This window comes from [Bacillus] enclensis (assembly GCF_001456935.1).
GTDB classification, from domain to species: Bacteria; Bacillota; Bacilli; order Bacillales; family Bacillaceae_B; genus Rossellomorea; species Rossellomorea enclensis.
The window spans coordinates 425,809-451,642 of the sequence record NZ_KQ758484.1; the positions used below are offsets into that span (position 1 = coordinate 425,809).

Consider the following 25,834-nt stretch of genomic DNA (forward strand, 5'->3'; position numbering starts at 1 on the left):
ACAGTTGGGAGGGTGGATATGTTTGAACTCGATTTAAGAAGCCGGAAGCCCATTTACGAACAATTGGTGGAAAAGCTCAAAGAACTGATCATCAACGAAGTGCTGAAGCCGGATGAGCAGCTCCCGTCAGTGCGTACATTGGCTCAGCAGCTGACAATCAATCCAAACACAATCCAGAAAGCATATAGGGAACTTGAATCTCAAGGATATATTTATTCAGTGAAAGGGAGAGGTAGCTTTGTCAATCCTTCAAGTCACATCCAAAATGCGGAGAAAATCATGAAAGTGAAAGAAGAACTTACAAAACTCTTATCGGAAGCCCTTTATTTAGGGATCACCGCTGAAGATTTAAAAGAAATGATCGCCGAAATCGAGGCATCAGTCGGGGGGAATCAAGCTGATGATTGAGATTAAAGGTGTCAGTAAAGCGTTTGACAAAACCGAAATCATTCATAATATTTCATTTTCCATCGAAAAGGGATCCATATACGGACTGCTCGGATCAAATGGTGCCGGCAAGACCACGTTACTGCGTACGATCGCCGGGATTTTAAAGGCAGATCAAGGAGAAATCACGGTGGATGGCCAGCCGGTATTCGAAAAGACCGCGATCAAGGAAAAAGTCGTCTTCCTTCCGGATCAGCCGTTCTTTTTTACCCACTATACACTGAAACAGATGGCTCAATTTTATAAAAATACGTACAGCCGCTGGGATGAGGAGTATTATCATCAGCTGACCGCATTGTTTGAAATCGATCCTAATAAAAAGCTTCATAAGTACTCAAAAGGGGTGCAGCGCCAGGCTTCCTTTATCCTCGCCCTGTCTGCCAAGCCCGATGTGTTGGTGCTGGACGAACCGATTGACGGACTTGACCCTGTCGTCAGAAAGAAATTAAAAAATGTACTGATTACAGAAGTGGCTGAAAGGGAAATGACGATCCTGATTTCCTCCCACAACCTGAGAGAGGTCGAGGATATCTGCGACCATATCGCCATCCTGCATCAAGGCAGGTTCCTGCTTGAAAAAGAACTCGATGACCTCAAATCAGGCATCCATAAAATCCAGCTCGCCTTTAAAGGGGAAGTCCCCGACGGACTATTCAATAAACTGGATGTCCTTCATAAAGAAACGAGGGGCAGTGTACTATTATGTATCGTACGCGGTGAACATGAAGAGGTCGAACGCCTGATTCGTTCCTACCATCCGGTCATTTTCGACTTACTGCCGCTGACACTGGAAGAAATCTTTATATATGAAATGGGGGATGTTGGATATGCCATCCAAAACATCTTGGATCAATAAGGAACTAATCATGCAAAGCCTGCGGAGTGTAGGCTGGCTGGGAATCGTCTATTTTATGGGGCTGTTGTTTGCGCTTCCGATTGACATCCTGGGTAAACTGACGAACCCAAATCTTACTTATTACAACAATATCTATGAAAATCTTTTTAAAATGCAATATCCGATTCAAATGGGGCTGCTGTTCCTTATCCCGGTGTTACTGGCAGTGTTTCTGTTCCGCTACTTGCACGTAAAACACCCGGCGGATTTCATTCACAGTCTGCCGATCAAACGGAACAAGATTTTCCATCATGCTTTGCTCACTGGACTGGGAATCCTGCTGATACCGATACTGCTAAATACACTATTCCTTCTGGGACTCTATTGGATTACTGAACTTAATCTTTACATTGATGCAGCAGACATCTTCGCCTGGGCCGGAATCACACTGCTGATGTCTTTCCTTTTCTTCTTGACGGGAACGTTCATCGCCATGGTTACAGGCCTTTCGGCGGTGCAAGGCGCGCTGACCTACATCATTCTGTTATTGCCGGCAGGAATGTTCTTATTGGTTACCTTCAGCCTGAAGCAGATCTTGTTCGGCTATCCGACCGAATACTATTACAACATCCAAATTGAAGAATATTCTCCGATCGTCAAGGCGGCCATGCTCGAAAACAAAATGATTTCAGGATGGGACGCACTGATTTATGCAGGATTGACGATTTTATTCTATGTACTCGCTCTTCTACTCTATAAAAATAGAAAAATCGAGACAGCATCACAGCCAATCACATTCAAACTCCTTCAGCCGATTTTTAAATACAGCGTGACTTTCTGTGCCATGCTTGTCGGCGGTATGTACTTCACCGAAGTGCAGGGTCAGGGGTACTGGATGTGGTTTGGATACGTCGTTGGTGCCCTGATCGGTTATTATGTTGCAGAAATGATTTTACAAAAACACTGGAGAGTCTTTCACCACTGGAAAGGGTACGTTGTTTACCTGCTTGTGATCGGCGCCGCTTCATTCCTGTTCCAATTCGACCTTTTTCAATATGAAAAGAAAGTGCCGGAAGCAGGCAGCATCAAGGAGGCGTATGTCGGTTACAGCTATTATGACTTATTTAACAGCGACAGTGAGATCATGATGAGCAGCGAGAATGGCTTCGTTCCAGAGATCAAACGCGATCCAATGCTGAAAGAAGAAGATTCGATCAAAGCAGTACGGAATCTGCACAAAGCCATCATTAATAAAGGAGAAACTTCGACCGGATACGACCGGATGCCTGCATTCTTTTACTATAAATTAGAAGACGGAAGTACGCTGGTCCGAAGCTACGAAATCGAGCAAGGTGATCTGAAAGAGTACTACTCGGCTTTATACGAAACCCGGGAATACAAAGAAGCTACGAACGACATCTTCCACATCGATGAAGAGAAAATCGATAAATTGACGCTTCACCAGGAATACACCGCTGGAAAAACCGTCACAATTGTCGACCCTGAAGAAATCAAGGAAGCAATCGATATCTTAAAGAAAGAAATTTACAATGAGAGCTTCGACGATCAAAACAGATTGAGCACATTCTCCGTTGAGGTTCTGTTATCCAATAACCAGCGAACAGGTATAAGCATACGCAACACATATGATGAGTTCGAACAATGGCTTCGCGATAAAGGATACCTGGAGAAAATCAAAGTGACAGCGGATGACATCGATTGGATCTATGTCATTGATAAAAAAGAACATACTCGTGAATTGATGAAAGCAGATTACCCCGGCGACATCTTCCCTAAACTGAAGGAACAAGGAACCGGACTTGAGATCAATGAAAAAGAAAAGCTGAATGAAATACTGGAGAAGCTCAGCTATGAGAGACAGCAAAATCCGTATCTCGTCGGCATCAAATACAAAGGACAACCGCATGTCGAAGTGATGGGCCTGACCGAAGAAGACGCTCCTTCCTTTGTAAAACAAGCTCTTGAATAATGTAATGAGAAAGCTCTTTTCGTATACTTTGTTGCTATAGATAACGGGAAAATACCGGAACTTGGGTATTTTCGGGTTACCGGTCCGTTTCTTGTTGAAGGGTTGAGTTCGAAAAGAGCACGTCCACAGGCTATATTCAGGTATAAGCCTAGATACGAAAAGCAACAATCTTTTAGAAAACAGCCAATGAGAAAGAATCGAGGTGATATCCAGTGAGTGCCAAACTCATACACATTGAATCCCCAACATTCGAGGATGTATATATTCAATTTCACCGATTGATTTATCACATCGCCTATAAACTGACGAAGGATGCCCATCTTTCAGAAGACATCGTACAGGAAACGTTCATGAAAGCATACCGGAAATGGGACACCCTGATTGATTTCAGAAAGATTCAGGGATGGCTTTCATCGATTGCCAGCCGGACAGCCATCGACTTCATCCGGAAGGAATCAAAGCGCCGGGAAGAGCTGGTCGACGATCAGGAAACCTATGATTCTCCATTTATCTCGCGTGAAGCCAGATTGGTAGAATCCGAAGTCGACTTTCACCTGTTGGAAGAAGAAATTGAAGAAGGAATCGGGATGCTTCCTGCTGCGCAGCAGGAAGTCCTCCGGTTAAAAGCAATCCACGGTCTCAGTGATAAGGAGATCGCCCTCAGGCTCGACCTTAACCCTGCCACGGTCAAGACCCGGTACCACCGGGCGAGGAAACAGTTGAATGTATTATTGAATAAGACAGCTTGATTTGTTAAATTATTGGGTAGAATCCCCGGAGCGTGCGTCGCTTTGGGGGTTTTTATTTTTATTAGAGTTGTACGGGTGTAATTGGCGTTGCGGGGGTGGACCGAGCTGCGTTTGTATTCGGTGGTTGGGGCGTGATTAGTGTTTTTTGAGGTTTGTTGTGGTTTTATGACGTTATCGGCATTTTTGAGGCAGTGTGCGTATTGATTGCAATGCAGTTTGGCGTGTAATCAACGTTTTGAGCTCAATGAGCGCTATCACGTTGCTCCCGGAACGGCCGGAATCGGTGGAATCTTTTAATTTCAGCCTGGAATCTTTCGAAAACTGCAATTTTTCTTTGAATTCCAGGCATTAATCTTCGAATTCTGATGGATAATCTTCGAATTTCTAGAATAATTCCGTCACTTACCAAAAATGACCCATTCCTAACCCCTCTGACGACCTTACCGGCTGCCACTTTTGCTACGGCTATAAAGGAGGAACCGCGGAATCTTTTAATTTCAGCCTGTAATCTTTCGAAAACTGGACTTTTTCTTTGAATTCCAGGCATTAATCTTCGAATTCTGATGGATAATCTTCGAATTTCAGGAATAATTCCGTCACTTACCAAAAATGACCAATTTTCAACTGCTCTGATGAAGTTAGTTTCATCTATTACTAAAAATACCTAAATTCCATCCACCCAAAAACACCTCACCAGCCTCCTCCCCCGGTCCACTTCTCTCCCTATAAAACAACAAAAAGCCGATTCACCAAAAGCGAATCGGCTCTCCCCACTATTCAGGTCAATAAGACGGACGTGTACTCCCTGCCCCTGCCTTCATCCTGTACTCATCATGAAGCAATTTCACTTCGAACAGGGTAATCGGATCGAAATAGCGTTCCGGATGTTCTTTCATTTTTTTCAATGTCTCTTCTTCTGCCGCCACTTCTGCTTCTGTCTCTTTAATCGTAAGATCAAGCTGATTGAACGGCTCTGCAAAGAATGATTGGATGTCCTGGTCCAGTGATTTTTCAAACAAATCGAATTGGACGAAAAACTTGTTCGCGACCGATTCGGCAGTTTCTGAATAATCTTCGTTTTCCAGGTAGCGTTTGTACTGAGTGTGAAGCAGGTTCTTGTTCTGAGGGATCCCTCCGAATAATTTGCCGGCACTCTTCAGCAGGAACTGACCGGGCTTGAACTTGAGAAGGATATTCTCCTTATCGATCTGCGCCCTGGTTCCCATCCTGCTTACATCCCTTTTCCAGTCGTCGACGACTTGGAAATCGCACTGCAGGACAACGCGGTCTTTACCGAATAACTCATTGAAGGTGGTGCTCATTTCATGTAAATAGTCCTGGCCGTCCTGCAGCTCCTGCCTTGAGGACTGAAGCCAGTTTTCCAGTAAGATCATGTAGCGCGGCATGAGATCTTCCTGGATATACGATTGGATCCTGGCGTTCATTGCTTCATTCAACTCGGTGTGAATCTGTCTGAAGTCACTTTCTTCCGTGATCAGATCCGAACAACCGCTCAGGATCTCAGGGACTTTCCTCGAGATTTCTTTTTTCATCTCTTCTTTCTTTTTGCGGAAAGAATCTTTTATATCCTTGGTTTTATCATGTTGCATGTCTTCCAGGTAAGTATGGAAGCCGTTCAGGCGGACAAGGATATCTTTATTTTTTTCGATTGCTTCTTGTAAACCAAGCTCCTGATTCTTTCGCTGGGAGAATAAATCTTTCAGCGTTTTCCTAACAAGATAGAAAAGCTTCACTCTCCGCTCACGCTTCAGCTCGCCCGGATGATGGAAGTAATGATTTTTCAAAAATGCTTCCACATCGCGCTGCTGAAGGTGTACCGCTTCAAGTGATGAATACGGAAGCACTTCAGCAGATGGGAACCATTCCCTGGCTTTGGTACGGGCCGATTCAATGATTTCTTCAGAATGGCCGGCATGGTCGATTTTATCCATCTTATTCAAAAGGAAATGGACATTTACGTGCTGACCGATCTCTTTCAATGTCCTCAGTGTCTTGCGGTCTTCAGCATTGAATGGTGCGTCTGCATTTAGCACATAGAGAAGGCCGTCTGCAGCGGGATAGAAGGAAGTCAGATCTTTCATTCCCCTGCTGTTAGCCTGTACGTCGATCAGCGCACTTCCATTCTTCTGAAGGAAATCGGAAGGCAGCCGGTACTCGACGAATGATTCCCTCTCCATTAACTCCTCGAAGTCAGCGATGCTTTCCACTTTCTCCGCACCGCGCTCATGGACCTCGGTTACTTCGACCTGGTCGCGGTGATATCTGTATACGACAGTCGAATGCTCTGCCTCACCCACGCTTTCCCCAAGCACGGATTGTACAAAGGAAGATTTACCGCTGGATTCGCTGCCCGCAACCACAAGGTATTGCTGGCTTGTGTCAAGGAGCTGCTCGGCGATCCACTTCATTTTATAAGAGACAGGTGCACCGTTCCCCTCGGACCAGCTGATGATTTTATTCAACAGGAGCAGGGTCTCTTCCATTTTGAAAGCAGGATATTCCCCTTGCAGGAGAAGCCTTTCCGCTTCTTCTACAACCTCGGGATCCATGGAATAAGCAAAGACGTCACTCCAGGCCATCACTGCTGCCGATGCAAACAGCGGCTGCTCTTGCTTGCTGATTTTCAGCCAGTTGGCCAATAGAGCAGGCATGAAGCCTTCGATTTCTTTTACCAGATACCCTTCTTCCAGGAAGTGAAGATAGGCATTCTGGAACTCGGCTGAGATCTCTCCCCAGCGTTCGCCGGTTTCCGGTTCCACATATTCAAAGATTGTGTTCACCGTGGCCATCCATTCAATATGAGTCTCCGGAACTTCCCTGAATGAGGTCCATAAGCTCTGAACAAGATCCCTGAACAACGGACGATCTTTTTCATAGACGGCGATCAGCACATCGTAGAAATAATTCGGTGTGTATACTGACGTATATCCCATTTCCGCATACTCCAGCAGGGAGCGGAACCATATTTCACTGCCTGTCCGGATCGATTCGCCCACAGCAAGGCCGACTGCATTTTTCCAGTCCTGCTGTTCTTCATAAAACGTTTTTGCAAGTTGGGAAACATGCGGATAATCAGGGTCGATGCCGAGCGCTTTTTCAATGATGCGATACGCCGACTTCAGCTTGCTTCTTTCGATATAGAGATGGAACAGTTGAAGGGAAATCTCCATCGTCAGCACCGGATTTTCGGTCGAGATGCCTGTGTAGACATCCTCCGCTGAAGAAAGCATGCCCAGTGCATAATACGAATCAGCGATGTTCTTCTTGGCCCATGGCTCGAGCTCGTTAAGGACGCTCTCCCATTTAAAGATGGCCGCTTCATAATCTTTGCTGTGAAAATACACCTCACCCTGCGCATAGCGGATGTACGTCAGGTCGTAGGGTTCGTTCTGCTGCTCCTCCACAAACGCAGCCCCCAGTACTTCAATAGGATGAAGGGTTGATTCATTGTCTATTAAAAAAGTTTCATAAAACGACTTCTCCATCAATAATTTTTCTTCAGTCATAATGTCCTCCGATATATGTGATCCCTCTTGGAAAAAGGACTCACAGACTAGTCTATTGCTATCATTCTATCAGAATTTCACCCTTATAAAGTTTCATTTCCTTTTCATTTTCTAATTGATTCTTTATTCCGTGATTCATTCGACTCACTTTCATTACACAAGAAAGGACTACCCGTTACAAAAAGGCTACACCCTTTCGAAAACTGAATAGTCCTAAATATTTACCACCTTTTATGAAGGTGTAAACTCTGTTTTTTATGCTTGCCGGGCCTGGCCGAGCCGCCTACGCTTTTGGTTCATCCAGCTCAGGCGGCTAGTCCCTCGAGGTCATAAGCTGAATCGGCCATGAAGGCAAAGAACGCCTTCCCGGCCGATTCTTCTTATGCTTGTCGGGCCTGACCGAGCCGCCTACGCTTTTGCTGCTTACGGCCCTGCATGACTGCCACGATGAATGCGAGTACGAGGAAGAAGCTTGAGATCTGGAACAGGACTCCGATATCGACGAATTGGGCAAGGACACCGAAAACAAGTCCGCTCAGCCCGATGCCGAGGTCGATGGATGAAAAGAACATTCCATTCGCCACTCCCCTGCGGTTATCCGGCGTCATCGACAGCGTCCATGACTGGAGGGTAGGGATCAGCGAGCCGAATCCCACTCCGAACAGGATTCCCGATACGATGATCAGTGCGTCCGAATGGGCGAATGATAATGCCCACATGCCTGCAAATGTGATCGCTATGCAGAAAAGGACAAGTCCCTTCGGACCGTGGTCGTCAAACCACTTCCCTGCAACCGGTCTTGAAATGGAGGCCATGATGGCGTTGAACAAATAAAACAGGAAGATATGCTGTATACCGCGCTCTTCCCCGAAAATGACGATGAAGGTGACGATCGAACCGTAGCCGAATGTGACCATGATCGTGATGAATGCAGGGAACCAGCTTGATTTTTCAATCAATGAACCCATATAGGAGAATTTAAGATCATCCTTTTTTGTTTCTTTCACGACTGCCGGAGTCTGATAACGGACCAGGGCAAGCAGGACGATGGCAATAACGCCAAGAACGCTGGATGTGATGATCAGATTCGTGAAGGTCGTCACTTGAAACAGATAGATTCCGAGACTCGGTGCGATGATCATCCCGATGGTGATCGACAATCCGTAATAGCCCATCCCTTCACCAAGGCGGGATTTCGGCACGACATCGACGGCAGCCGTTCCGTTGACGGTCGTCGACCACCCCCACGCAAGACCGTGCACAAACCGGAACATCAAAAAGATCACGACGATCGAAGACAGTGGATAGATCACCGTAATGAGCAGCAATGAAACCACCCCGATGATGACCAAAGGCTTCCGATCCTTATATTCAAGCATAAAGCCGATGAAAGGCCTGCTCAAAACCGCTCCGATTGAAAATAAAGTCGTCACCAGACCGATTTCCAGACCTGACGCGCCAAGTGATTTGATATAAGGCGGCAAAGTCGGGATCAGCATTTGAAACGACATGAATACAAAAAGATTTCCCACCATCAACATAATAAAAGACCTTGTCCATAGAGGTTCTTTTGTTTTAGTCACAGGAAATCCCCCTTTCTATTATTCATTTATTCACGTGAATAACCTATTCTAAGAATTTATTTCGAATTACTAAATAATAGCACATTCCGGAAAAAAGAGATATCATTTCATCCCAAAGATTTCTGCTATTTTCTTACAATGATTTCCCTCATTGAAAAGTTATCGATTTATACTATAATAGACAACATGACCAAAAGTTCTGAAAAATTAATTTGACTATCTATTTTTGAATATTTATTTATAAATTTGTATAAATATAACTTTTTTAAAGGAGGAAGCAGCTTGAACTATTCTTTACGGCCTTTGGGAGACAGTGCCGTCGTCATTCAATTGGGGAATGCAATTGAAACCGGCACGCATGAAAAGGTAAAGTTAGTCACATCCATATTAGAAGAAACTCCTCAAGAGTGGCTGGTCGATATCATCCCCGCTTTTACGACTGTCACCCTTTATTACGATCCAATGCTGGTTTTACAGGAAAGAGAAGGACAACTTCCTTATGAAGGAGTCTGCTCACTATTGGCTGAATTGCTTACCGGCGATGCAGCACACACTTCCGCTTCCGGCAGAGTCGTAGAAATCCCTGTATGCTACGGCGGGGAATACGGTCCTGATCTGGAAGAAGTGGCGGCCTATCATGGAATATCGGCGGATGAGGTCATATCGAAGCACGCTAGCGGTGACTACCTTGTATACATGATCGGGTTTGCACCGGGCTTCCCGTATGTCGGAGGTTTAGACCCGGAACTTGCCACACCGAGAAAAAAATCACCCCGCATGAAAATCCCGGCAGGCGCCGTGGGGATCGCCGGCGACCAGACAGGCGTCTACCCGATTGAAACGCCGGGCGGCTGGCAGCTGATCGGCCGGACTCCCCTGTCATTGTTCCAGCCGGATGAAGAGACCCCGAGTCTCCTTCAGGCGGGAGACCGCATTAAATTCGTTTCGATCTCTGAAGATGAATTTAAAGAAATGGAGGGAAAAGCATGATCCATGTAGTAAAGCCGGGCCTCCTCTCCACCGTACAGGACCTCGGAAGATACGGATATCAAAAATACGGCGTCATCGTCAGCGGAAGCATGGACCCGATCGCCCATCGAATTTCGAACTGGCTTGTGGGGAATGATGAAAACGAAGCGGTGATTGAAATGACCCTTACCGGTCCAGTACTTGAATTCCAGGAGACCTCCCTCATCTCCATCTGCGGAGGCGACTTATCCCCTTCCATTGATGGACAGCCCGTCCCATTATGGAGGTCCGTTCTAGTGAAAGAAGGCTCCACCTTGAAATTCGGCGGATGCAAAAGCGGTGCCCGGTCATATCTCGCCCTTGCCGGCGGCGTTGACGCGCCTTCTGTCATGAACAGCCGTTCCACCTATTTGCGGGCTGGAATCGGCGGCTATGGCGGCCGCAGTTTAAAAGAAGGAGACCTCCTTCATTCCGGTGAAGTGCTTGATGATTCACAGGAAATAATCGAGTATCTGACCCCTTACTTGGAGGACGGCCATTTTACGGAAATCGACTGGTCGATTTCTTCGGAATTCATCTCCATCCACCGGTCACAAAAGGCTATCAGGGTGATGGAAGGACCCGAGTTCCCGCTTTTCAAAGAAGACAGCAGGCAGGTATTCTTCGAAAAGCCATTCAAAGTGTCGCCGCAGTCCGACCGTATGGGCTACCGGCTGGAGGGGACAACACTCGAACTGGAACAAGATACGGATATGATATCTGAAGCCGTTTCCTTTGGGACCATCCAGGTTCCTTCGGACGGAAATCCGATCATCCTGCTTGCAGACCGGCAAACGACGGGAGGCTACCCCCGCATCGGCCAGATCGCTTCTGTCGACCTTCCGCTGATCGCCCAGACGAAACCGGGAGAAGAGCTATCCTTTACAGTCATCACCCATGAGGAAGCCCAGAAGCTTCTCATAGACAGGGAAAAGCAGCTTCGCCATCTAAAGCAGGGGATTGCACTCAAGCTTAAATAAACCATCACAGAATCAGCAGAAAAGGAGAGAAATACATGAAAACTTCAAATCTCAGCGTTTTGCTCGGGGCTGCCTTCTTGATGGCCACGTCGGCCATCGGCCCGGGGTTCCTGACACAGACGACTGTGTTCACGGAACAATTGGCAGCAAGCTTCGGCTTCGTCATCCTCATTTCCATCATCATTGACATCGGGGCCCAGTTGAACATCTGGCGGATCATTGCCATATCTGAAAAAAGGGCCCAGGACATCGCCAACGATATCCTCCCCGGCTTGGGCTATTTCCTTGCATTCCTGATTGTTGCCGGCGGCCTTGCTTTCAATATCGGGAACATCGCCGGAGCAGGACTTGGAACGAATGTATTGTTCGGGGTTTCCCCTGAGATGGGCGCTTTATTCAGCGGCCTTATCGCCATCGGGATCTTCCTTTTCAAAGAAGCTGGCCGATTGATGGACAAGTTTGCACAGATTCTCGGATTTTTAATGATTCTTCTTACCCTTTATGTCATGTTCACATCGAGCCCTCCCGTCGGAGAAGCAGTCACAAAGACATTCATGCCGGATACGATCGACTTCATGGCCATCATTACTCTGGTAGGCGGTACGGTCGGAGGCTACATCACGTTCGCGGGCGGACACCGTCTGCTCGAAGCTGGCATCACGGGCAGGGAAGCTCTTCCTGAAATTACGAAAAGCTCTGTTTCTGCCATCGGGATCGCTTCCCTCATGCGCATTTTCTTATTCCTGGCTTCGCTCGGAATCGTTGCGCAGGGTCTGCAAATTGACCCGTCAAACCCGCCGGCATCCGTCTTCAATCTTGCTGCCGGAAACATCGGATATAAAATGTTCGGGATCGTCATGTGGTCAGCTGCCGTCACATCCGTGGTCGGGGCTGCCTATACGTCCGTATCATTCATCCGAACCTTCACCCCTCTTTTGGAAAAATACCATAAATGGCTGATCATCGGTTTTATCGTCATCTCGACACTCGTGTTTGTGTCGATCGGTAAACCAGTTGCCGTCATGATCCTCGTCGGTGCGCTGAACGGATTGATCCTGCCGATCGCCCTTGGGGTCATGCTCCTTGCAGCACATAAGAAAAAAATCGTCGGCGATTACAAACATCCGGTCTGGCTGACGGTATTCGGCCTCATCATCGTGGTGGCCATGTCGTATATGGGTGTCTATACAATGATCAATGAATTGCCGAAGTTGTTTTAGCCAGCCATCATTGAAGCCTCAAATCCTTTAGGGGATTTGGGGCTTTTTTACGACAAAAAGGACAGCCCGCTCGTGATCGAGGGACTGTCCTTCTTTTAAGCTTTAAGATAAAATATTCTTTACTCTTCCGACCTGGCCGTCCTCGAGCCTGACCTTGATGCCGTGGGGATGATTGGCCGAATTTGTCAGGATGTCTTTTACGACCCCCTGGGTCAGATTCCCGGTACGCTGGTCTTTTTTCAGTACGATTTCAACTTGAAGTCCTGGTTTGATATTTGCTCGCTGTTGTCCGTTCATGGAATTCTCCTGTCTTTGTTTTATTTTGGGCGGGTTCTGATTAAAGTGTGTATGAAAGAAAATTCGACAAGTGGCGCAATAAATGAAAAAGAGGCGCAATTCCGGGGATTCCGGCGCAAATATTTCGATTGTGGCGCAATAATCCTAATTCCGGCGCAATAAATCTAAATCTGGAGCAATTACTTAATCAACGATCCTGTTTTTCTGACCTCTGTCACCAGTGATTCCACTTATACCCCGTCAATCCTCATCCTTCACATCCGGATCTTCCGGAATCGGCTCGCTGAGGTATTCGGCCAGCTGTTTTTTCGCTTTTTCCATCTGTTCGAGGTGCTGGTTGAATTGTTCACGGTAGATCAAGTACTGCTCTCCGTCATGAACCGCTCTTATTTTATTATCATGCACCATAGCTTCTATATACGATTCGGGCAGGGAAAGGTATTCTGCTGTTTCTGCGATTGTGAGATACATATGGTTCGCCTCAATAATGAATATTTTTCACTATTATAGCATAACCCGCAAGCCATTCAGATGCATGCCTCTCTTAAATGTTTTCCATCCTGAAAATTTCATGGATCTTCAAATTCGATTCGGAATTGATGATGGCTTCTTTTTTATACTCTTCATAGGCAGGATGAAATACGAATAGTGTGGTCAATTCTCTGGGCAGGGTGCGGTGGGGGACCTCTATTTTCTGGAACTTTAAAGTGATTTCTTTCTTTGCAGCCAGCTGGAAGCCCCAATCACCGAAAGAAGGGATGATCGTGTGATACTGTTTCGTATGAAACCCCGCTTGTTCAAGGGTCAAACCGATACTCCAAAATACCGTGGGGGTGGCGTCCAGGGCATTAGATTGACATACAAGCAATCCATCCTCATTCAGCAAATGATAGAACTCTTCAAATAGCTCCCTGCTGTACAAACTTGCCAGGAGTTCATTTGTTGGATCGGGAAAGTCTATGATCATCAAATCATACATCTTCTTATTTTCCTTAATAAAGACTTTGGCATCCTCGATATGTGCCGTTACCCTTTTATCTGAAAAAGCCTGTTCGTTTAATTCAGCCACGGCAGGAACATTTCTTGCAATCTCTACCACTTTGCCGTCAATATCGACTAAATCCACTTCTTTGACACCGGGATACTTCAGGATTTCACGCAGGGCAAGTCCATCCCCTCCACCCAGTACCAGAACCGATTCTATCGATTTGCCGAGCGCGAAAGGTACATGGACGAACGCTTCGTGGTAAATCCTTTCATCCAGGGAACTGAACTGCAGTTGTTCATTCAAGTATAACCTGATATCCACGGCACTTATGACCTGAATGTCCTGAAACTTGCTCCTGCCTTTATAAAGGCGATCATGCCCGCCGGCGTTCAATTCCTTCAGCCCAGCACGGTCCCAATCATCCCCGTACGTTTCCGGGACTCTTTTCTCTTGAGAATCATTGGCTTTATGTCCCATTATTAATCACTTCCCTATAATTGATTTCTCATTATTCTATTTTATTTTGAAATCAACTCATAAGTTCTTCCGTTTCTATCATTCGGGAAAAAATAGATTGTAAGCCTATCGTTGTGAAGGGACAAACACCCCTGCAGATAACTGTCATATAGATTAATAGGTGGATTTTAAGAAAGCTGCATCCATTTTCAAGTCAAAATAGAGGGCTCGTACATATTCTAAATAAAGCGGAAGAAAGGAGGAGTCACTTGGAATACAGTACATTCGGGAGACATATCATTGCCGACTTGTGGGGCGTGGATTTCGATAAGCTCAACGATATCGCTTTTCTAAAAGAGCAATTGAATGAATCAGCCCTGGCAAGCGGAGCCACGGTTCTTTCAATTGACTATCACAGATTCGACCCGCACGGAGCCACTCTGTTTGCAGTCCTCTCAGAAAGCCACCTCTCCATCCATACGTATCCTGAGAAAGGATTTGCCGCCATCGACGGATATACTTGCGGCCATTCAGTCGACCCTTTGAAATCAATCCAGTATCTGTTATCAGCCTTAAAACCAGACAAAGTGAATTCATTAAAAGTTACGCGGGGACAAAGTGATTTGACGATCAAAAGATTGGCCCTCCGTGAGGATTGAATACGCAGTCCAACCTCCGTTGTCCTCTAAAACCTAAAAAAAGAGAAGCCCCCGGCCTCTCTTCTTGATTATACCAATTCTATTTTCGCGACTGCCTCACAGTGCATCGTCTGCGGGAACATGTCGACCGGCTGGATTTCAGTTGTTTTATACCCGCCGTCTTCCAAAATGCGCAGATCGCGTGCCAATGTTGCAGGGTTGCAGGAAACATATACGACCTTTTTCGGTTTCATGGTGAGGATGGTGTCGAGAAGTGCTTCATCGCATCCTTTTCTCGGCGGATCGACGACGAGCACATCGGCGCTGATCCCGTCATCATACCATTCAGGGATGACGACTTCTGCCGGTCCTGCCTTGAATTCAACGTTCGTCATATTGTTCAGGACCGCATTCTGTTCTGCATCGGCAATCGCCTGCGGGACGATTTCCACTCCATACACTTTCTTTGCTGTCTGGGCCAGGAAAAGCGAGATGGTCCCGATTCCGCAGTATGCATCGATGACCGTTTCTTCACCTTTGAGATCTGCGTACTCGAGTGCCTTGTCATACAGTACCTTCGTCTGCTCAGGGTTGACCTGATAGAAGGACCGGGCAGAAATCGCAAACTTCACGTCTCCGATCCTATCGTGGATGACTTCTTCGCCCCAGAGGACGCGTGTCGTATCACCCATGATCACGTTCGTCTTTTTCCCGTTCACATTGTGGATGATGGATTTCAATCCTTCAATATTCCGGACGAGCTCTTCCACAATTTCATTCTTATGGGGAAGCTCATTCGTTCTTGTAACAAGGACGACCATGACCTCCCCTGTCGTGTATGCCGTGCGGGTCATGATGTGGCGGAGCGTCCCCTTATGTTTCTTTTCATCATATGGACGTATGCCGAGGTTTTGACAGATATCCTTAACGTGCTGGATCACTTCATCATTTTTTTCATATTGGATGATGCATTTGTCCATATCGATGATTTCGTGGCTGCGCTTCTGATAAAAACCTGCTACAAAGCGCCCGTCTTTTTCACCGACCGGCACCTGTGCTTTATTCCGGTATCTCCATGGTTCTTCCATCCCAAGCACTTCATGGATCTTGACGTCTTGAAGCTTACCAATCCGCTGCATCACATCGCGTACATTCTTCTCTTTCGCTCTGAGCTGGCCCTCGTAGGTCATATGCTGGATCTGGCAGCCGCCGCACTCCCTGTAAATCGGACACGGAGGTTCCTGGCGGTAAGGACTTTCCTTCGTCCGTTCCATCAAACGCCCGAACCCGTATCCTTTACTTGGTTTTACGACCTTCACCGTGCCTTCTTCACCGGGCAGCGCATTGGGAACGAATAAAGGGTAGCCGTCCACCTTCGTCACGCCGTTCCCATCATGCGTCAAATCCTCGAAATAGGCGCCATCTATATAATCATTTTTTTGAACAGGTGCTTTTTTACTCATTATGATCTTCCTTTTCTGCTTCCTAATTAGACTCTACTGATTGTACCACATCCGGTCAGTCAAATTGAAATACACTTCGAAGTGCCAGCCGCCCGAGCTCGACAACCCGAAATGCGCAGGCGGCTCGACCAGACAAGCATAAGATGGATGGACCGTGAAGGAGCTTTTGGCCATCCTGGACCATTTAGCTTTTGACCTCAAGCCTGCAGCCGCCGGAGCTGGATAGCATACACACTTATTTTTTATTCAAAAAGAAAACACCGGACACATTCCGTCTCCGATGTCCTTGCACGTATTCTACGATCTTAGCTGCGATGCCAGATCATTTTCGCGGATCGCCGTGATCCCGGCATTCAGATACACCTGAAAGCGGCCGGCTTCTTCGATGTCGCTCTCTTCCAGGGCTTCAACGATACACTGGAAATTATCGATTAAATGATTGGATTTCATGCCCCTGCTGATCAGGACATTGTTCAGCCACAATGCATAGTCGACGAAGATCTTTTCATCACCCGCCGCCGCTGTCGTGTTAAGGTAATTAAAATGGTGTACGTTATCTTCGTAACACTTCTGCATACCGATTCCCCCGAATCTCTCGAGCAGCTCGGGATAACGTTCATAGAGCTTCTTTACGGCGCTGTCTATGACAGGTTTGTACATACTATCCATCAGTAAGCCACCACCTTATACTTATCAATCGACGGGATGATCGATGCAAGATCTTTATCAGGATACTTTTTTTCAAGCTCATGAATCCGTTTGTAATCTCCACTTTGTATCCATGTCATGAAATGTTCCTTCGTATCCCACTCCATATGCACGGTGATTTCGCCGGGCTTCTTTTCATTCTGGAGAAGCAGGAACCGCTGAAATCCTTCTGCTTCATCCACGAGCCCCGAACGCGAATGATAAATGGATATGACCTCATCCGCCTTATCATCCGGTACAGCGAATGTTGAATGTACGATATACATGAAATCCACCCCTCTCCTGGCTTTTTGCTGCCGACAAGCTTTTTTCCCACTTTAACACAACGGGGTTCACATGGAAACTATTCTTCATGACGATTTCTGGAAGATCCATGTTATCGCTTGAAAAGAATCGGAGATAGTTGCTAGTATAGAAAGATATTTTAAGAGAGACCAGCTCTGCACCCTGTCAAAACTTACCTCGTTTCAAGATTTACTCAAAAGGAAATAGGGAATGCTGTATATTTCTTTCTTAAAATAATGACTTCAAAAAAGAACATGTAAAAGAAGGTAGATCATATGAATCCAGACATCTTAGTAAACCTGATCCTGGTGGGGAATGTGTTCCTCGGTGTGCTTTTTACATTAAAATCACGCCGCTGGTGGCTCCCTTATATCTTGATGGGGCTCACCTTTTTAACCTTGACCATCGGATTCGGCCTCTCACTTGTACTGGGCAGTCAATCCATCCTGTCCTATCTCTTCGTATTCGTCGTCGGCCAGCTGATATGGGCGTTCGTATTCGTGATGGTTGCCCATGTACTTTCGTTCATCGTGAGGAAACTGCCTTTCCGGCATAAGCAGCAGATCGGGTGGGGCTTTTTAGTCGGGTTTCCGCTTGTTTTTTTGGTGTTTTTATTGGTTCAATAGAGATTTTGTGGTGAAAATGGAAATCGGCTTTCCGAGGTTGGTATCGGGGGGCCGTTTTTTGGTTGTTTTGCTGATGCTGGGATGGGACTTTCATCGTTTTTGATTGTTTTGACGGTGCCGGGGCGGGGCTTTCATCGGTTTTTGGTTGTATTAATGACGCCGGGACGCGGCTTTCATTGTGATTCTTTCGATTTATGGCCATAATCTTCGAATTTACCTCAATAATCTTTTAATTCCAGTTGAAAATCTTTTAATTTCACCCGATAATCTTCGAATTTTCAAAATAATTCCGTCACTTACCAAATACTTCCACAAACCAACGTCCACACCCCCCCAAACCTCTAACTCCATAAAAAAAAGAATGCCGCAATAACGGGCATTCCTTTTCACATTCAAATCGCCTTATCTTCAGGGCGGATCTTGTCCAGCGGGACAAATACATCCAGGTGGCGGTATAAGTTTTCGAATTCAGCCGGCAGGACGCCGCCGAGTTCACCATCCACGTTCAGCTGCACTTTTTCCTTCGCATGGATTTTGATACGGTTCGCCTGTGTGTAAATGACGTTCGGATCTTTCACGTGTTCACCGCGGACGGCAAGCGTAGCGATACGGATGAACTCCGCCAGGTTTGTCTTTTTCAAAATTAGAAGCGAGAACAAGCCGTCGTTGATTGAAGCGTCAGGAGCGAGCTTCTCAAATCCTCCAACTGAATTGGTCAATCCGATTAAAAACAGCATCGCTTCGCCTTCAAAAAGCTTGCCGTCATATTCGATCGATACATCCGTCGGTTTGATCGATGGCAGCATTTCAATGCCTTTCAGATAATAGGCAAGCTGTCCCATCATCGTCTTGAGCTTGCTTGGGACCTCATACGTCAACTCTGTGATGCGTCCCCCGCCTGCGATATTGATGAAATAACGTTCGTTCATGCGGCCGATGTCGACAGGGATGGATTCTCCCTTCGTGATGACATCAATGGCCTGTCCGATGTCCCTCGGAATATGAAGGGCCCTCGCGAAGTCATTGGTCGTCCCCATCGGCACAATGCCAAGCTTCGGACGATAGTCCTGTTCCGCCAGTCCGTTCACCACTTCGTTCAGCGTTCCGTCCCCGCCTGCTGCGACGACGATATCGTATTTCCGTTCTACAGCGATTTTGGCCGCTTTTGTTGCATCGCCTTCACAGATCGTTGCGTGCACGGATGTTTCATATCCTGCCTGTTCCAATTTAATCAACACTTCGGCAAGATGCTTTTTGAAAAGCTCCCGGCCTGAAGTAGGATTGTATATAATTCTTGCGCGTTTCATACCCCATCATCCTAATCTTTAGTTTGAATTACCCGATCTCGGAGATTATATTAGAATTCCATCTTTTAACATCATATTAAAATAAGTGTTTACATGCAATATGGCTTTGATTCCTGCTGTTTGTTTAAAAATGGCAAAATAGATGCCTTTCTTCAAACAAGCATCTACCGCTCCATATCATAACTCTTTTCCGAAAAAAAATCTAATAAAATCCGAGGGAATAAAAGAAGGTTTTATGACATTTGGCTCTTTGATTTATTACAAAAGACCGGCGACTAAGTTAATGATGTTAACTCCGCTGATGGTTTCCGTGGAAGACTTCGCTTTCCGCGGGTAGCCCGTGAGCCTCCTCGTCACTGCGTTCCTGCGGGGTCTCACATTACTTACTCTTCCCGCAGGAGTCTTCGTCTTCCACTCCAACCAACAGCGGGATTGGACTAAGGAGTAAAATTCTATTTTAAACAAGCTCCGATTTAAACTAACTTTCTTTATCTTCCGCATAAAAGTATGCTGCAGACAAGCATTCTAAAAAAGACTTTCATAAAACCACTCCAACCATCGTACGATTAAAAGATTATATATTACGCAGTGATGGAGGTTCGTTATGAAGGTATTGATATTGGTTCATGTGCTTTCTGCTGTGATCGGGGTGGGTCCGACGTTTTTTGCCCACCTGTTGACGAGGCCGGGTAAGGATGTGGATGAATTGCGCATCGCCATGAAATACAGCAGGTCTTTAGAATTCTTCCCAAAAATAGGCGGAAGTATTGCTGTTTTGACGGGAATTGCTCTTTTCTTCCTGGGGAATTACGGTCCGTTCACACAACTGTGGCTTCTTGGCTCTTTGATTCTCTATGTCCTCATTCAACTCATCGTGATCGTGTTGATCACTCCTCCAACTAGAAAAGTGAATGAATGGCTCGGACGCCCTGAAAACCTCGATCTCACAGGAGCTCCGCCAGAAGAGATTCAGAATGCACTGATAACCATAGATCGATGGTTCTATCTTGCGTCGGCCCTGGGAGTGCTTCTCTTTATTTTTATGATTATGAAACCGTGATTATAGTAGTCCTTTGGAATCAGTATATAGATACAAAAAAGCCGTCCTGGACGAATCATCGCAGGGCGGCTTAAGAAAACAGTTTGATATTACGGTGTTCCAGGAACTGCAGGGAATCCTGAAGGGAGTTGTCATCGAATTGATAAACCTCCTGGATCATTTCCCTCCATTTGTCGAGGTCTCTCATCTGATATTCCCGGATATTGCGGTACGTCATGACCTTCAGGGTCTGGTTGCGGAGAAAATAGCATTGATTCCCCTGAAACCGGACGGCGGTGATGCGCCTCATTGTGATATTGTCGTCTGTGTCCTGATAGGATGCTTCAATATCCTTTATGAGATCATCTTCCTCAAGCGGGATCCATTCAATCATCTTTTTCACGAAGGATTTTCCGTTTGAACGGCGGTCCACTTCAAACACGAATTGATCTCTGTGGGTGAAAATGATTTCTTCCCCGAACCCGTGCAGGAGGTGGCGATGCCTTGCTTCAAGTTCAACCGGCTTCATGATGGGCGAGCCATACCCGACGTCAACGTACAGCTTTTTACCGTCGATGGTGATCATCAGGCCGAGGTGTCCGGGTTTCACCCTCACAAACCGGCAGTCAAAGCCCAATTCTTTCAGAAGCCTCCCAAAATTGATATTCAGGGTGAAGCAGGTGCCTCCCCAGCCCTTTGAATACAAATGTTCCGTAAAATCTTCAAGCGACGGGACATACGTGCCCCCTTTTGAAAAATAATAAAATTTACTGAAGGTTTCATATGGAATGCGAATAAGATGCTGCTGGATCAGTCGTTGCAGATAATTAATCGTCGGCTCCTCGATCTCCATGTTCAGGTAATTCACGTATTTTTCTACAGCGTTCATCCTATCACTCTTTCTAAACCATGCTATGTATATAATGTTAATTCCCTAAAAGGTCAAATTCAACCAATTTACGCCCTGTCGGCCCAAAATCGTCTTTACTACTTCTTCTCCTATCATAGAACAAATCCCTTCCAAATCACGTTACGTTTTCATGTCATCTTCACATCTCTCCCAGAAAAAGGGATTGTGCTCTATCACATTGAAGGACCAGGCCTTCAAATGCAAGAAAAAAAAGGCCGATCAAAGATGGCCTCGATACATACGGGTGATTTAGTTTTTGACTCCAGCTGCGATACGCTTTACGTTTGTTTCTGCTGTTTTTGTAAGGTCTGGAGTGAACCCGTTATTCATTCGCTCGTTCTCTTCGTTGAAGTAGGCTTGTACCTCTTCATCGAATTCTATTTCGATAAGATCACGGATATCCGTGATTCTAAGAGCGATCATGATTGAAACAAGATGGGCAACCGTCAGTGATTTTTTCTTGAAATTCACTAATTCATTGATGGTCGCTACACGCAAACCGGTCAAACGGTGCAGGTCACCTTGTGTCAATCCTCGTTCACGAAGGATCTCTCCCAATTTAATGTGAATTTTATGGGGAAATCTATCCAATGTCTCAATGACAATTGTATTTGTTTTTTGGTGAATCATGATGCTTCAACTCCTCATCCTATACCATAGTACCGTGAATTACGTCATTCGTGAACCGGCAAAAAGTTCCAATCACGAGGGCACTTTTTACCACACCCAAAAATGTGGCAATGCCTCCCTTACACAAAAACTGCATAATTCTTCCTGTTTTTTCATCAAAGGGTGAAGTCATCCAATCGGCAGTATAGAAAAAGCCGGGAGAAAAAAGTCTCCTCGGCTGCTGTGATGCGGATTACATCAATATTTTCTGGACCAGGGTTGTTTTAAGGCTTTCGTATACTTCGTTCCAGATGTTTTTATCGCTTGTATATTGCGTTGTCAGTCGTGCAATCATTTCTTTTTGCTTTTCAGGGAACTCTTCATGATCCTTCGGAGGCAGTTTCGCCCTTTCATCATCGACGATTTTTTTCACCATCGGCGCCCGCGGTCCCCAAACGGTCTTTTCTTCACCCTCCCCGTCAATGAAGATAAAGATCGGGATCGCCCTTGATGTGCCGTTGGTGAGATATTGATCTATGAGCTCCAGGTTCTCGTCCCGGAGGATCATTTTCACCTCCATATCCGCCTCCTCTGCCAGTTTCAAGAGGATCGGGATATTCAGCATCGCATCACCGCACCAGTCTTCAGTCAGCGCGATGACACGTAAAGAATGACCGGCAAGCGACTTCAAGACGTCTTTATCTTCTTCGGGGATGGTAAATTTATTTAAGATAGACAATGTATTTTCTCTGTGGGTTTTCATATATTCTAAATATTCACTTGATGACATTCCTTTATTGAACCATTCTTGCAAGGTCATATGAACTCCTCCTAAGCGTGCATAGCTATAAACATCACTATTCTTTCTCATTTTCTCTCTATATCTTATTCATCTTTACCTGAATCCACAAGTAATATCTATTCTGGCTGATTCATAAATTTCAATTGTGCGATTATGCCTGCAGGCATATAATAAAAGAAAGCAATTTCATCTGAGATTGTCATCTATAGAAAAAAATGAATAGCCATCGGGCTATTCAAAGGAAGATCCAGCGGGGAATAGGGTGATTTTTTATTCAGTCCTCATTGAAATACGAATGTATACAGAAAACCGAAAAACGGAATCTCACAAAAAAAGCTGACTCAATAGTCAGTTTAATCCTCTTCAATTTGGTTAATGTATATGATTATAGGATTACTTTTCAATTGAACCATCTTCAAAATGTCTGGAATTCTCTATTATCTGTGCGACTTTTTTATAGTAGTAGTTCAGCTCGATCACACTGTCTGCCTCCTTCAGCCTTTTCATGTAAAGATTCGCTTTCTCATAATCTTCAGGCGGCAGTTCAACCTTGATTCTTCTTTTCTTCCACTTTGCCAACAGGTTTCACCTCATTGTGATTTGAAGATCCTCCCTTAGAGGTCAATTCGAGCTGATATTGTGATAGCTCTTGGATATAGGATTCTTTCGTCGTAGCCAAACTTTGCTCCATTTTCCTGGTAATGACGGAACTTCCCCCGATTCCGGATAATAAACTGATGTAGATGGCATACCACATCGGGATCGTATCGATGACTGGAAGTACAGAGAGGTAACCTGCCAGAACACCTATGATAATATCCTTCGTTGAGCCAAAAAGGTAATGCTTCTCCCCCTGATCGTCGATAAATTTCCGTGGAAAGGTGAAATGACCATTTTTGAAAATCAAAATATGTCCTAAGCCCCCGATACCGCCCATCAACATTGGCAACAAGATCACTTCAATTAAGGACATTCTATCCACCCTCTGGAATCATTTACTATTATTATATATTATTTACAGAATATTCAGAATAGATAATTGGACACATATTTGTCCACCAAAGGAGAGCAAAAATGAGGAAAATTGTGATGAAAGTCTCGTCTGTCGACAAACTTCGATTTCAGAACTATATGATGCAGTTAAAAAGCGCCGAATCCAAAGCGGAAGCAGATATGTATTACCGCATGGCAAAAAAGATCCTGGAAAAAGGCAGAAAGCAGGCATAGATTTTTTCCGGTAAACGATTTTGACGGCCTGATTTCTTACAAATAGGAATATATAGAGGCTTCAATTCAATTTTGTCCTTTCATGTGAATGGGGTTTTGTATGCCAAGTATGAGATACTTGGTTTTTTGATGTGGACGGGGTGGACTGTTAGTAGCCTGTACCGAGAGCCGGCGCGGATTGACTGACGGATTGGATTTTGGTGATTGATTTTCTGTTGAGTCAACTTCGGTGGACTGGATTCGGTCCAGGAATTGTCCACCTCCATCATAAAAAAAACTTCTCTTTTGAACAGAACCCTCATCTTTCAACCTCACTATACATAAAAAAGGGAGAGCCTAAGCCCTCCCTTTTTCATCTACCTTAACTTAGTTTACCCCCACAGCGTCAAATGCAGCATTGACACTTGCCACTTCGGAGCTTCCTGAACCATAAAGGTCAGAAGTGGACTGTACCACAGCTGAACGAAGCTGGCTGAAGTTTGAAGATGGAGTCAGATACTGCGTAAGTGCACGGTAGTAGATATCGCCTACTTTATCCGTCCCGATACCCGTTACGTTCACTCCATAATGTGTACCGCCCTGGCTCAACAGATAAGCCGCTTTGTTCCCGATTCCGCTGTTGATGTGGACACCGCCGTTGTCGCCGGTACCTGTGTATCTGACTGAGTAATGGTCAGGGTCATTATATTTCGTCGGATCTGACATGGAGCGAAGTGCGTCCCCGCTCACTCCCGGCGTATAGATGTCTTCCCCGATTTCCCAATCCGGGTTGTTCCCTGTGTGGTATTCAAGCAGCGTTCCGAATACATCGGACATGGATTCATTGATGGCACCTGACTCGTTTTGATAGATAAGGTCAGCCGTTGTATCCGTCACGGCGTGGGTCAGTTCATGTGCCACGACGTCAAGTCCTCCTGATAGTGGAACGAATGTAGATCCATCCCCATCACCGTAAACCATTTGCTGGCCGTTCCAGAATGCGTTGTTATAGCTTCGTGAATAGTGGACCGTTGATTTCAGAGCTGCCCCGTTGCCGTCATAGCTGTTGCGATTGTGGACGTCTTTGTAATAATCGTATGTTTCTCCTGCATAATAATGGGCATCGACCGCAGCACCGTCGTATGAAGCATTGAATTTATTGTCCGCATCCGCCCAGAGAGACCCAGGCAGTCTTTGACGGTTTTTCGCATCATACGTGAATACACCGCCGCCCCTTGTATTATCCTGCAAATAATAAGTGGAGGAAGAAAAAGTTGTATTCAGAGACTTCGAATCGCCAAGTACTCCTGTACCAGTACCTACCGCGTCAGTTCCTGTAATACCATTACCACCAGGCTTTCCGCCGGCTTCATGGATCTCATTTACTTTATCCAAAATTTCCCCGCTTGCCGCATCGATGAAATAGTTCCAGTTACCCGGCTTCGGATCTAAGAAATTGTAGTTTACGAGATAAGCTTGATGTGCCTCCCCGCCTTTTACATAAATCACTGTTTTTGCTTTAGGGGCATATTCATAAGCCGGCTCACTGCCGATTTCAGCCACTAAATCCTTTTCCCCTGCAGCGAGGGCATCATTTTTCGACAGGCTCTTAGAAGCTTTAAGAGACTGCTTGTCTGCAAGATTCGGAACCGGTGCCCCGGACACTGCCGTCAATACACCATCTTTATTGACATGCGCAGTCAAAACGGCTCCATATACCGGTGTCCCTTTGTACATTTGCTGAACGCGGAGATATGTAAATCCGAGTTTATCTTTTTTCTTTTCTACTACTTTAAAAGAAAGGTTTGCATCGCCCTTGAACTTAAATACATCCTGTTTTTGATTGAAATAATCCATCACGATTTTTTCAGGAGCATTGGAAGAAGGCTGGGTCAGCTTCCCTGAAATGAATTGCGGGGCTCCAATCTTCTCATTGAAGTTCACTTTCTGGCTCAGATCGGGTGCACCCAATGCATCCGCGGATAATACGGGACTCATCATCAGACCTGCAGTTAATCCTAACGCTACGACTTTTTTCTTCAATTACAACACCTCTTTTTAGAATTTTCTAACTTTTCAAACTGTAGATAAAACTATAGTACAAGACTGCCAGCAGACGAATGAGCCAAAATACCCAAAAAACAACTTTCTCAAACCTATA

Annotated in this window: 26 protein-coding genes; 11 read left to right on the forward strand and 15 right to left on the reverse strand. The window is 45.6% G+C overall.

Features of this window, described 5'->3' with window-relative positions; translation table 11 throughout:
• Nucleotides 1–18: 18 nt before the first annotated feature.
• The 4 genes from AS034_RS14845 to AS034_RS14860 all read left to right on the forward strand — a co-directional run bounded on the left by AS034_RS14845 (nucleotide 19) and on the right by AS034_RS14860 (nucleotide 4,021).
• Nucleotides 19–408, forward strand: coding sequence for a GntR family transcriptional regulator (locus AS034_RS14845; RefSeq protein WP_058299082.1), 390 nt, complete (start codon nucleotides 19–21; stop codon nucleotides 406–408).
• The gene (locus tag AS034_RS14850; RefSeq protein WP_058299083.1) at nucleotides 401–1,303 is read left to right on the forward strand and encodes an ABC transporter ATP-binding protein; all 903 of its coding nucleotides are present in this window, start codon (nucleotides 401–403) and stop codon (nucleotides 1,301–1,303) included. Before AS034_RS14845 ends, AS034_RS14850 begins: the two co-directional genes overlap by 8 nt.
• Nucleotides 1,275–3,272 (forward strand): DUF6449 domain-containing protein, encoded by a 1,998-nt coding sequence (locus AS034_RS14855; RefSeq protein WP_058299084.1) that lies wholly within the window; start codon nucleotides 1,275–1,277, stop codon nucleotides 3,270–3,272. Before AS034_RS14850 ends, AS034_RS14855 begins: the two co-directional genes overlap by 29 nt.
• A gap of 212 nt (nucleotides 3,273–3,484) precedes the next feature.
• Complete coding sequence (locus AS034_RS14860) at nucleotides 3,485–4,021, forward strand: RNA polymerase sigma factor (RefSeq protein ID WP_058299085.1); 537 nt, start codon at nucleotides 3,485–3,487, stop codon at nucleotides 4,019–4,021.
• A 782-nt stretch (nucleotides 4,022–4,803) separates the two neighbouring features.
• Here AS034_RS14860 and AS034_RS14870 read toward each other — a convergent pair.
• The gene (locus AS034_RS14870) at nucleotides 4,804–7,548 is read right to left on the reverse strand and encodes a hypothetical protein (RefSeq protein ID WP_058299087.1); all 2,745 of its coding nucleotides are present in this window, start codon (nucleotides 7,546–7,548) and stop codon (nucleotides 4,804–4,806) included.
• Between the two features lie 380 nt (nucleotides 7,549–7,928).
• Entirely contained in the window at nucleotides 7,929–9,089 is a 1,161-nt protein-coding gene (locus AS034_RS14875) for an MFS transporter (protein ID WP_058299160.1), read from the reverse strand.
• Between the two features lie 324 nt (nucleotides 9,090–9,413).
• On the opposite strand from AS034_RS14875, the gene pxpB reads away from it, so the two are divergent.
• From pxpB to AS034_RS14890, 3 genes are read left to right on the forward strand one after another with little or no spacing between them, the layout of a single operon-like run.
• Nucleotides 9,414–10,121 carry a 5-oxoprolinase subunit PxpB gene (gene pxpB / locus AS034_RS14880; RefSeq protein WP_058299088.1) on the forward strand — a complete coding sequence of 236 codons (708 nt, stop codon included), beginning with the start codon at nucleotides 9,414–9,416 and terminating at the stop codon, nucleotides 10,119–10,121.
• Entirely contained in the window at nucleotides 10,118–11,119 is a 1,002-nt protein-coding gene (locus AS034_RS14885) for a 5-oxoprolinase subunit C family protein (RefSeq protein WP_058299089.1), read from the forward strand. Before pxpB ends, AS034_RS14885 begins: the two co-directional genes overlap by 4 nt.
• Nucleotides 11,120–11,154: 35 nt before the next feature.
• Nucleotides 11,155–12,339 carry an NRAMP family divalent metal transporter gene (locus AS034_RS14890; protein WP_058299090.1) on the forward strand — a complete coding sequence of 395 codons (1,185 nt, stop codon included), beginning with the start codon at nucleotides 11,155–11,157 and terminating at the stop codon, nucleotides 12,337–12,339.
• A 102-nt stretch (nucleotides 12,340–12,441) separates the two neighbouring features.
• Here AS034_RS14890 and AS034_RS14895 read toward each other — a convergent pair whose 3' ends face one another.
• The 3 genes from AS034_RS14895 to AS034_RS14905 all read right to left on the reverse strand — a co-directional run bounded on the left by AS034_RS14895 (nucleotide 12,442) and on the right by AS034_RS14905 (nucleotide 14,101).
• Nucleotides 12,442–12,636 (reverse strand): YwbE family protein, encoded by a 195-nt coding sequence (locus AS034_RS14895; protein ID WP_032085483.1) that lies wholly within the window; start codon nucleotides 12,634–12,636, stop codon nucleotides 12,442–12,444.
• A 240-nt stretch (nucleotides 12,637–12,876) separates the two neighbouring features.
• A complete protein-coding gene (locus AS034_RS14900; RefSeq protein ID WP_058299091.1) occupies nucleotides 12,877–13,107 on the reverse strand; it encodes a helix-turn-helix domain-containing protein in 231 nt (76 codons plus the stop codon).
• A gap of 73 nt (nucleotides 13,108–13,180) precedes the next feature.
• Nucleotides 13,181–14,101, reverse strand: a complete 921-nt coding sequence (locus tag AS034_RS14905) for a spermine/spermidine synthase domain-containing protein (protein ID WP_058299092.1) — start codon at nucleotides 14,099–14,101, stop codon at nucleotides 13,181–13,183.
• Nucleotides 14,102–14,349: 248 nt separating this feature from the next.
• Between AS034_RS14905 and speD the strand changes: the two genes are divergently transcribed.
• Nucleotides 14,350–14,739, forward strand: coding sequence for an adenosylmethionine decarboxylase (speD, locus tag AS034_RS14910; protein ID WP_058299093.1), 390 nt, complete (start codon nucleotides 14,350–14,352; stop codon nucleotides 14,737–14,739).
• 68 nt (nucleotides 14,740–14,807) lie between these two features.
• Here the strand turns inward: speD and rlmD are convergent, their stop codons facing one another.
• The 3 genes from rlmD to AS034_RS14925 all read right to left on the reverse strand — a co-directional run bounded on the left by rlmD (nucleotide 14,808) and on the right by AS034_RS14925 (nucleotide 17,155).
• The gene (rlmD, locus tag AS034_RS14915; protein WP_058299094.1) at nucleotides 14,808–16,181 is read right to left on the reverse strand and encodes a 23S rRNA (uracil(1939)-C(5))-methyltransferase RlmD; all 1,374 of its coding nucleotides are present in this window, start codon (nucleotides 16,179–16,181) and stop codon (nucleotides 14,808–14,810) included.
• A 297-nt stretch (nucleotides 16,182–16,478) separates the two neighbouring features.
• Nucleotides 16,479–16,850, reverse strand: coding sequence for a globin family protein (locus AS034_RS14920; RefSeq protein WP_058299095.1), 372 nt, complete (start codon nucleotides 16,848–16,850; stop codon nucleotides 16,479–16,481).
• Nucleotides 16,850–17,155, reverse strand: a complete 306-nt coding sequence (locus AS034_RS14925) for an antibiotic biosynthesis monooxygenase family protein (RefSeq protein ID WP_032085479.1) — start codon at nucleotides 17,153–17,155, stop codon at nucleotides 16,850–16,852. The genes AS034_RS14920 and AS034_RS14925 overlap by 1 nt, the downstream gene beginning before the upstream one ends.
• 294 nt (nucleotides 17,156–17,449) lie before the next feature.
• Here AS034_RS14925 and AS034_RS14930 point away from each other — a divergent pair, with 294 nt between their 5' ends.
• Nucleotides 17,450–17,800, forward strand: a complete 351-nt coding sequence (locus AS034_RS14930) for a hypothetical protein (RefSeq protein ID WP_032085478.1) — start codon at nucleotides 17,450–17,452, stop codon at nucleotides 17,798–17,800.
• A gap of 392 nt (nucleotides 17,801–18,192) precedes the next feature.
• Here AS034_RS14930 and AS034_RS14935 read toward each other — a convergent pair whose 3' ends face one another.
• Nucleotides 18,193–19,107, reverse strand: a complete 915-nt coding sequence (locus tag AS034_RS14935) for a diacylglycerol kinase (RefSeq protein WP_058299096.1) — start codon at nucleotides 19,105–19,107, stop codon at nucleotides 18,193–18,195.
• Nucleotides 19,108–19,711: 604 nt separating this feature from the next.
• Here AS034_RS14935 and AS034_RS14945 point away from each other — a divergent pair.
• Entirely contained in the window at nucleotides 19,712–20,167 is a 456-nt protein-coding gene (locus tag AS034_RS14945) for a DUF2269 family protein (RefSeq protein ID WP_032085475.1), read from the forward strand.
• Nucleotides 20,168–20,237: 70 nt separating this feature from the next.
• On the opposite strand, the gene AS034_RS14950 is transcribed toward AS034_RS14945, so the two are convergent.
• From AS034_RS14950 to AS034_RS14970, 5 genes are all read right to left on the reverse strand, one after another.
• The gene (locus AS034_RS14950; RefSeq protein ID WP_058299098.1) at nucleotides 20,238–21,035 is read right to left on the reverse strand and encodes an arylamine N-acetyltransferase; all 798 of its coding nucleotides are present in this window, start codon (nucleotides 21,033–21,035) and stop codon (nucleotides 20,238–20,240) included.
• Nucleotides 21,036–21,305: 270 nt separating this feature from the next.
• Entirely contained in the window at nucleotides 21,306–21,686 is a 381-nt protein-coding gene (locus AS034_RS14955; protein ID WP_058299099.1) for a helix-turn-helix domain-containing protein, read from the reverse strand.
• 232 nt (nucleotides 21,687–21,918) lie between these two features.
• Nucleotides 21,919–22,485, reverse strand: coding sequence for a thioredoxin family protein (locus AS034_RS14960; protein WP_058299100.1), 567 nt, complete (start codon nucleotides 22,483–22,485; stop codon nucleotides 21,919–21,921).
• A 375-nt stretch (nucleotides 22,486–22,860) separates the two neighbouring features.
• On the reverse strand, nucleotides 22,861–23,046 hold the full coding sequence (locus tag AS034_RS14965) for a hypothetical protein (protein ID WP_032085471.1): 186 nt from the start codon (nucleotides 23,044–23,046) through the stop codon (nucleotides 22,861–22,863).
• Entirely contained in the window at nucleotides 23,012–23,440 is a 429-nt protein-coding gene (locus tag AS034_RS14970; protein ID WP_058299101.1) for a DUF4257 domain-containing protein, read from the reverse strand. Before AS034_RS14970 ends, AS034_RS14965 begins: the two co-directional genes overlap by 35 nt.
• A 101-nt stretch (nucleotides 23,441–23,541) precedes the next feature.
• Here AS034_RS14970 and AS034_RS22765 point away from each other — a divergent pair, with 101 nt between their 5' ends.
• Nucleotides 23,542–23,694 (forward strand): hypothetical protein, encoded by a 153-nt coding sequence (locus AS034_RS22765; RefSeq protein ID WP_156416147.1) that lies wholly within the window; start codon nucleotides 23,542–23,544, stop codon nucleotides 23,692–23,694.
• Between the two features lie 366 nt (nucleotides 23,695–24,060).
• Here AS034_RS22765 and AS034_RS14975 read toward each other — a convergent pair whose 3' ends face one another.
• Nucleotides 24,061–25,674 carry a M4 family metallopeptidase gene (locus tag AS034_RS14975; RefSeq protein ID WP_058299161.1) on the reverse strand — a complete coding sequence of 538 codons (1,614 nt, stop codon included), beginning with the start codon at nucleotides 25,672–25,674 and terminating at the stop codon, nucleotides 24,061–24,063.
• Nucleotides 25,675–25,834 lie beyond the last annotated feature (160 nt).

Excerpts from the sequence above, each read along its gene's own strand:
- AS034_RS22765 (WP_156416147.1), top strand. The coding sequence starts at position 23,542 with ATGAGGAAAATTGTGATGAAAGTCTCGTCTGTCGACAAACTTCGATTT.
- AS034_RS14905 (WP_058299092.1), bottom strand. The coding sequence starts at position 14,101 with ATGGGACATAAAGCCAATGATTCTCAAGAGAAAAGAGTCCCGGAAACG.
- AS034_RS14935 (WP_058299096.1), bottom strand. The coding sequence starts at position 19,107 with ATGAAACGCGCAAGAATTATATACAATCCTACTTCAGGCCGGGAGCTT.
- AS034_RS14890 (WP_058299090.1), top strand. The coding sequence starts at position 11,155 with ATGAAAACTTCAAATCTCAGCGTTTTGCTCGGGGCTGCCTTCTTGATG.
- AS034_RS14960 (WP_058299100.1), bottom strand. The coding sequence starts at position 22,485 with ATGACCTTGCAAGAATGGTTCAATAAAGGAATGTCATCAAGTGAATAT.
- AS034_RS14945 (WP_032085475.1), top strand. The coding sequence starts at position 19,712 with ATGAAGGTATTGATATTGGTTCATGTGCTTTCTGCTGTGATCGGGGTG.
- AS034_RS14870 (WP_058299087.1), bottom strand. The coding sequence starts at position 7,548 with ATGACTGAAGAAAAATTATTGATGGAGAAGTCGTTTTATGAAACTTTT.
- AS034_RS14875 (WP_058299160.1), bottom strand. The coding sequence starts at position 9,089 with ATGTTGATGGTGGGAAATCTTTTTGTATTCATGTCGTTTCAAATGCTG.
- AS034_RS14950 (WP_058299098.1), bottom strand. The coding sequence starts at position 21,035 with ATGAACGCTGTAGAAAAATACGTGAATTACCTGAACATGGAGATCGAG.
- AS034_RS14925 (WP_032085479.1), bottom strand. The coding sequence starts at position 17,155 with ATGTATATCGTACATTCAACATTCGCTGTACCGGATGATAAGGCGGAT.
- AS034_RS14975 (WP_058299161.1), bottom strand. The coding sequence starts at position 25,674 with ATGATGAGTCCCGTATTATCCGCGGATGCATTGGGTGCACCCGATCTG.
- AS034_RS14920 (WP_058299095.1), bottom strand. The coding sequence starts at position 16,850 with ATGGATAGTATGTACAAACCTGTCATAGACAGCGCCGTAAAGAAGCTC.
- rlmD (WP_058299094.1), bottom strand. The coding sequence starts at position 16,181 with ATGAGTAAAAAAGCACCTGTTCAAAAAAATGATTATATAGATGGCGCC.
- AS034_RS14885 (WP_058299089.1), top strand. The coding sequence starts at position 10,118 with ATGATCCATGTAGTAAAGCCGGGCCTCCTCTCCACCGTACAGGACCTC.
- AS034_RS14930 (WP_032085478.1), top strand. The coding sequence starts at position 17,450 with ATGAATCCAGACATCTTAGTAAACCTGATCCTGGTGGGGAATGTGTTC.
- AS034_RS14970 (WP_058299101.1), bottom strand. The coding sequence starts at position 23,440 with ATGTCCTTAATTGAAGTGATCTTGTTGCCAATGTTGATGGGCGGTATC.
- AS034_RS14845 (WP_058299082.1), top strand. The coding sequence starts at position 19 with ATGTTTGAACTCGATTTAAGAAGCCGGAAGCCCATTTACGAACAATTG.
- AS034_RS14855 (WP_058299084.1), top strand. The coding sequence starts at position 1,275 with ATGCCATCCAAAACATCTTGGATCAATAAGGAACTAATCATGCAAAGC.
- AS034_RS14850 (WP_058299083.1), top strand. The coding sequence starts at position 401 with ATGATTGAGATTAAAGGTGTCAGTAAAGCGTTTGACAAAACCGAAATC.
- AS034_RS14895 (WP_032085483.1), bottom strand. The coding sequence starts at position 12,636 with ATGAACGGACAACAGCGAGCAAATATCAAACCAGGACTTCAAGTTGAA.
- AS034_RS14955 (WP_058299099.1), bottom strand. The coding sequence starts at position 21,686 with ATGATTCACCAAAAAACAAATACAATTGTCATTGAGACATTGGATAGA.
- AS034_RS14900 (WP_058299091.1), bottom strand. The coding sequence starts at position 13,107 with ATGTATCTCACAATCGCAGAAACAGCAGAATACCTTTCCCTGCCCGAA.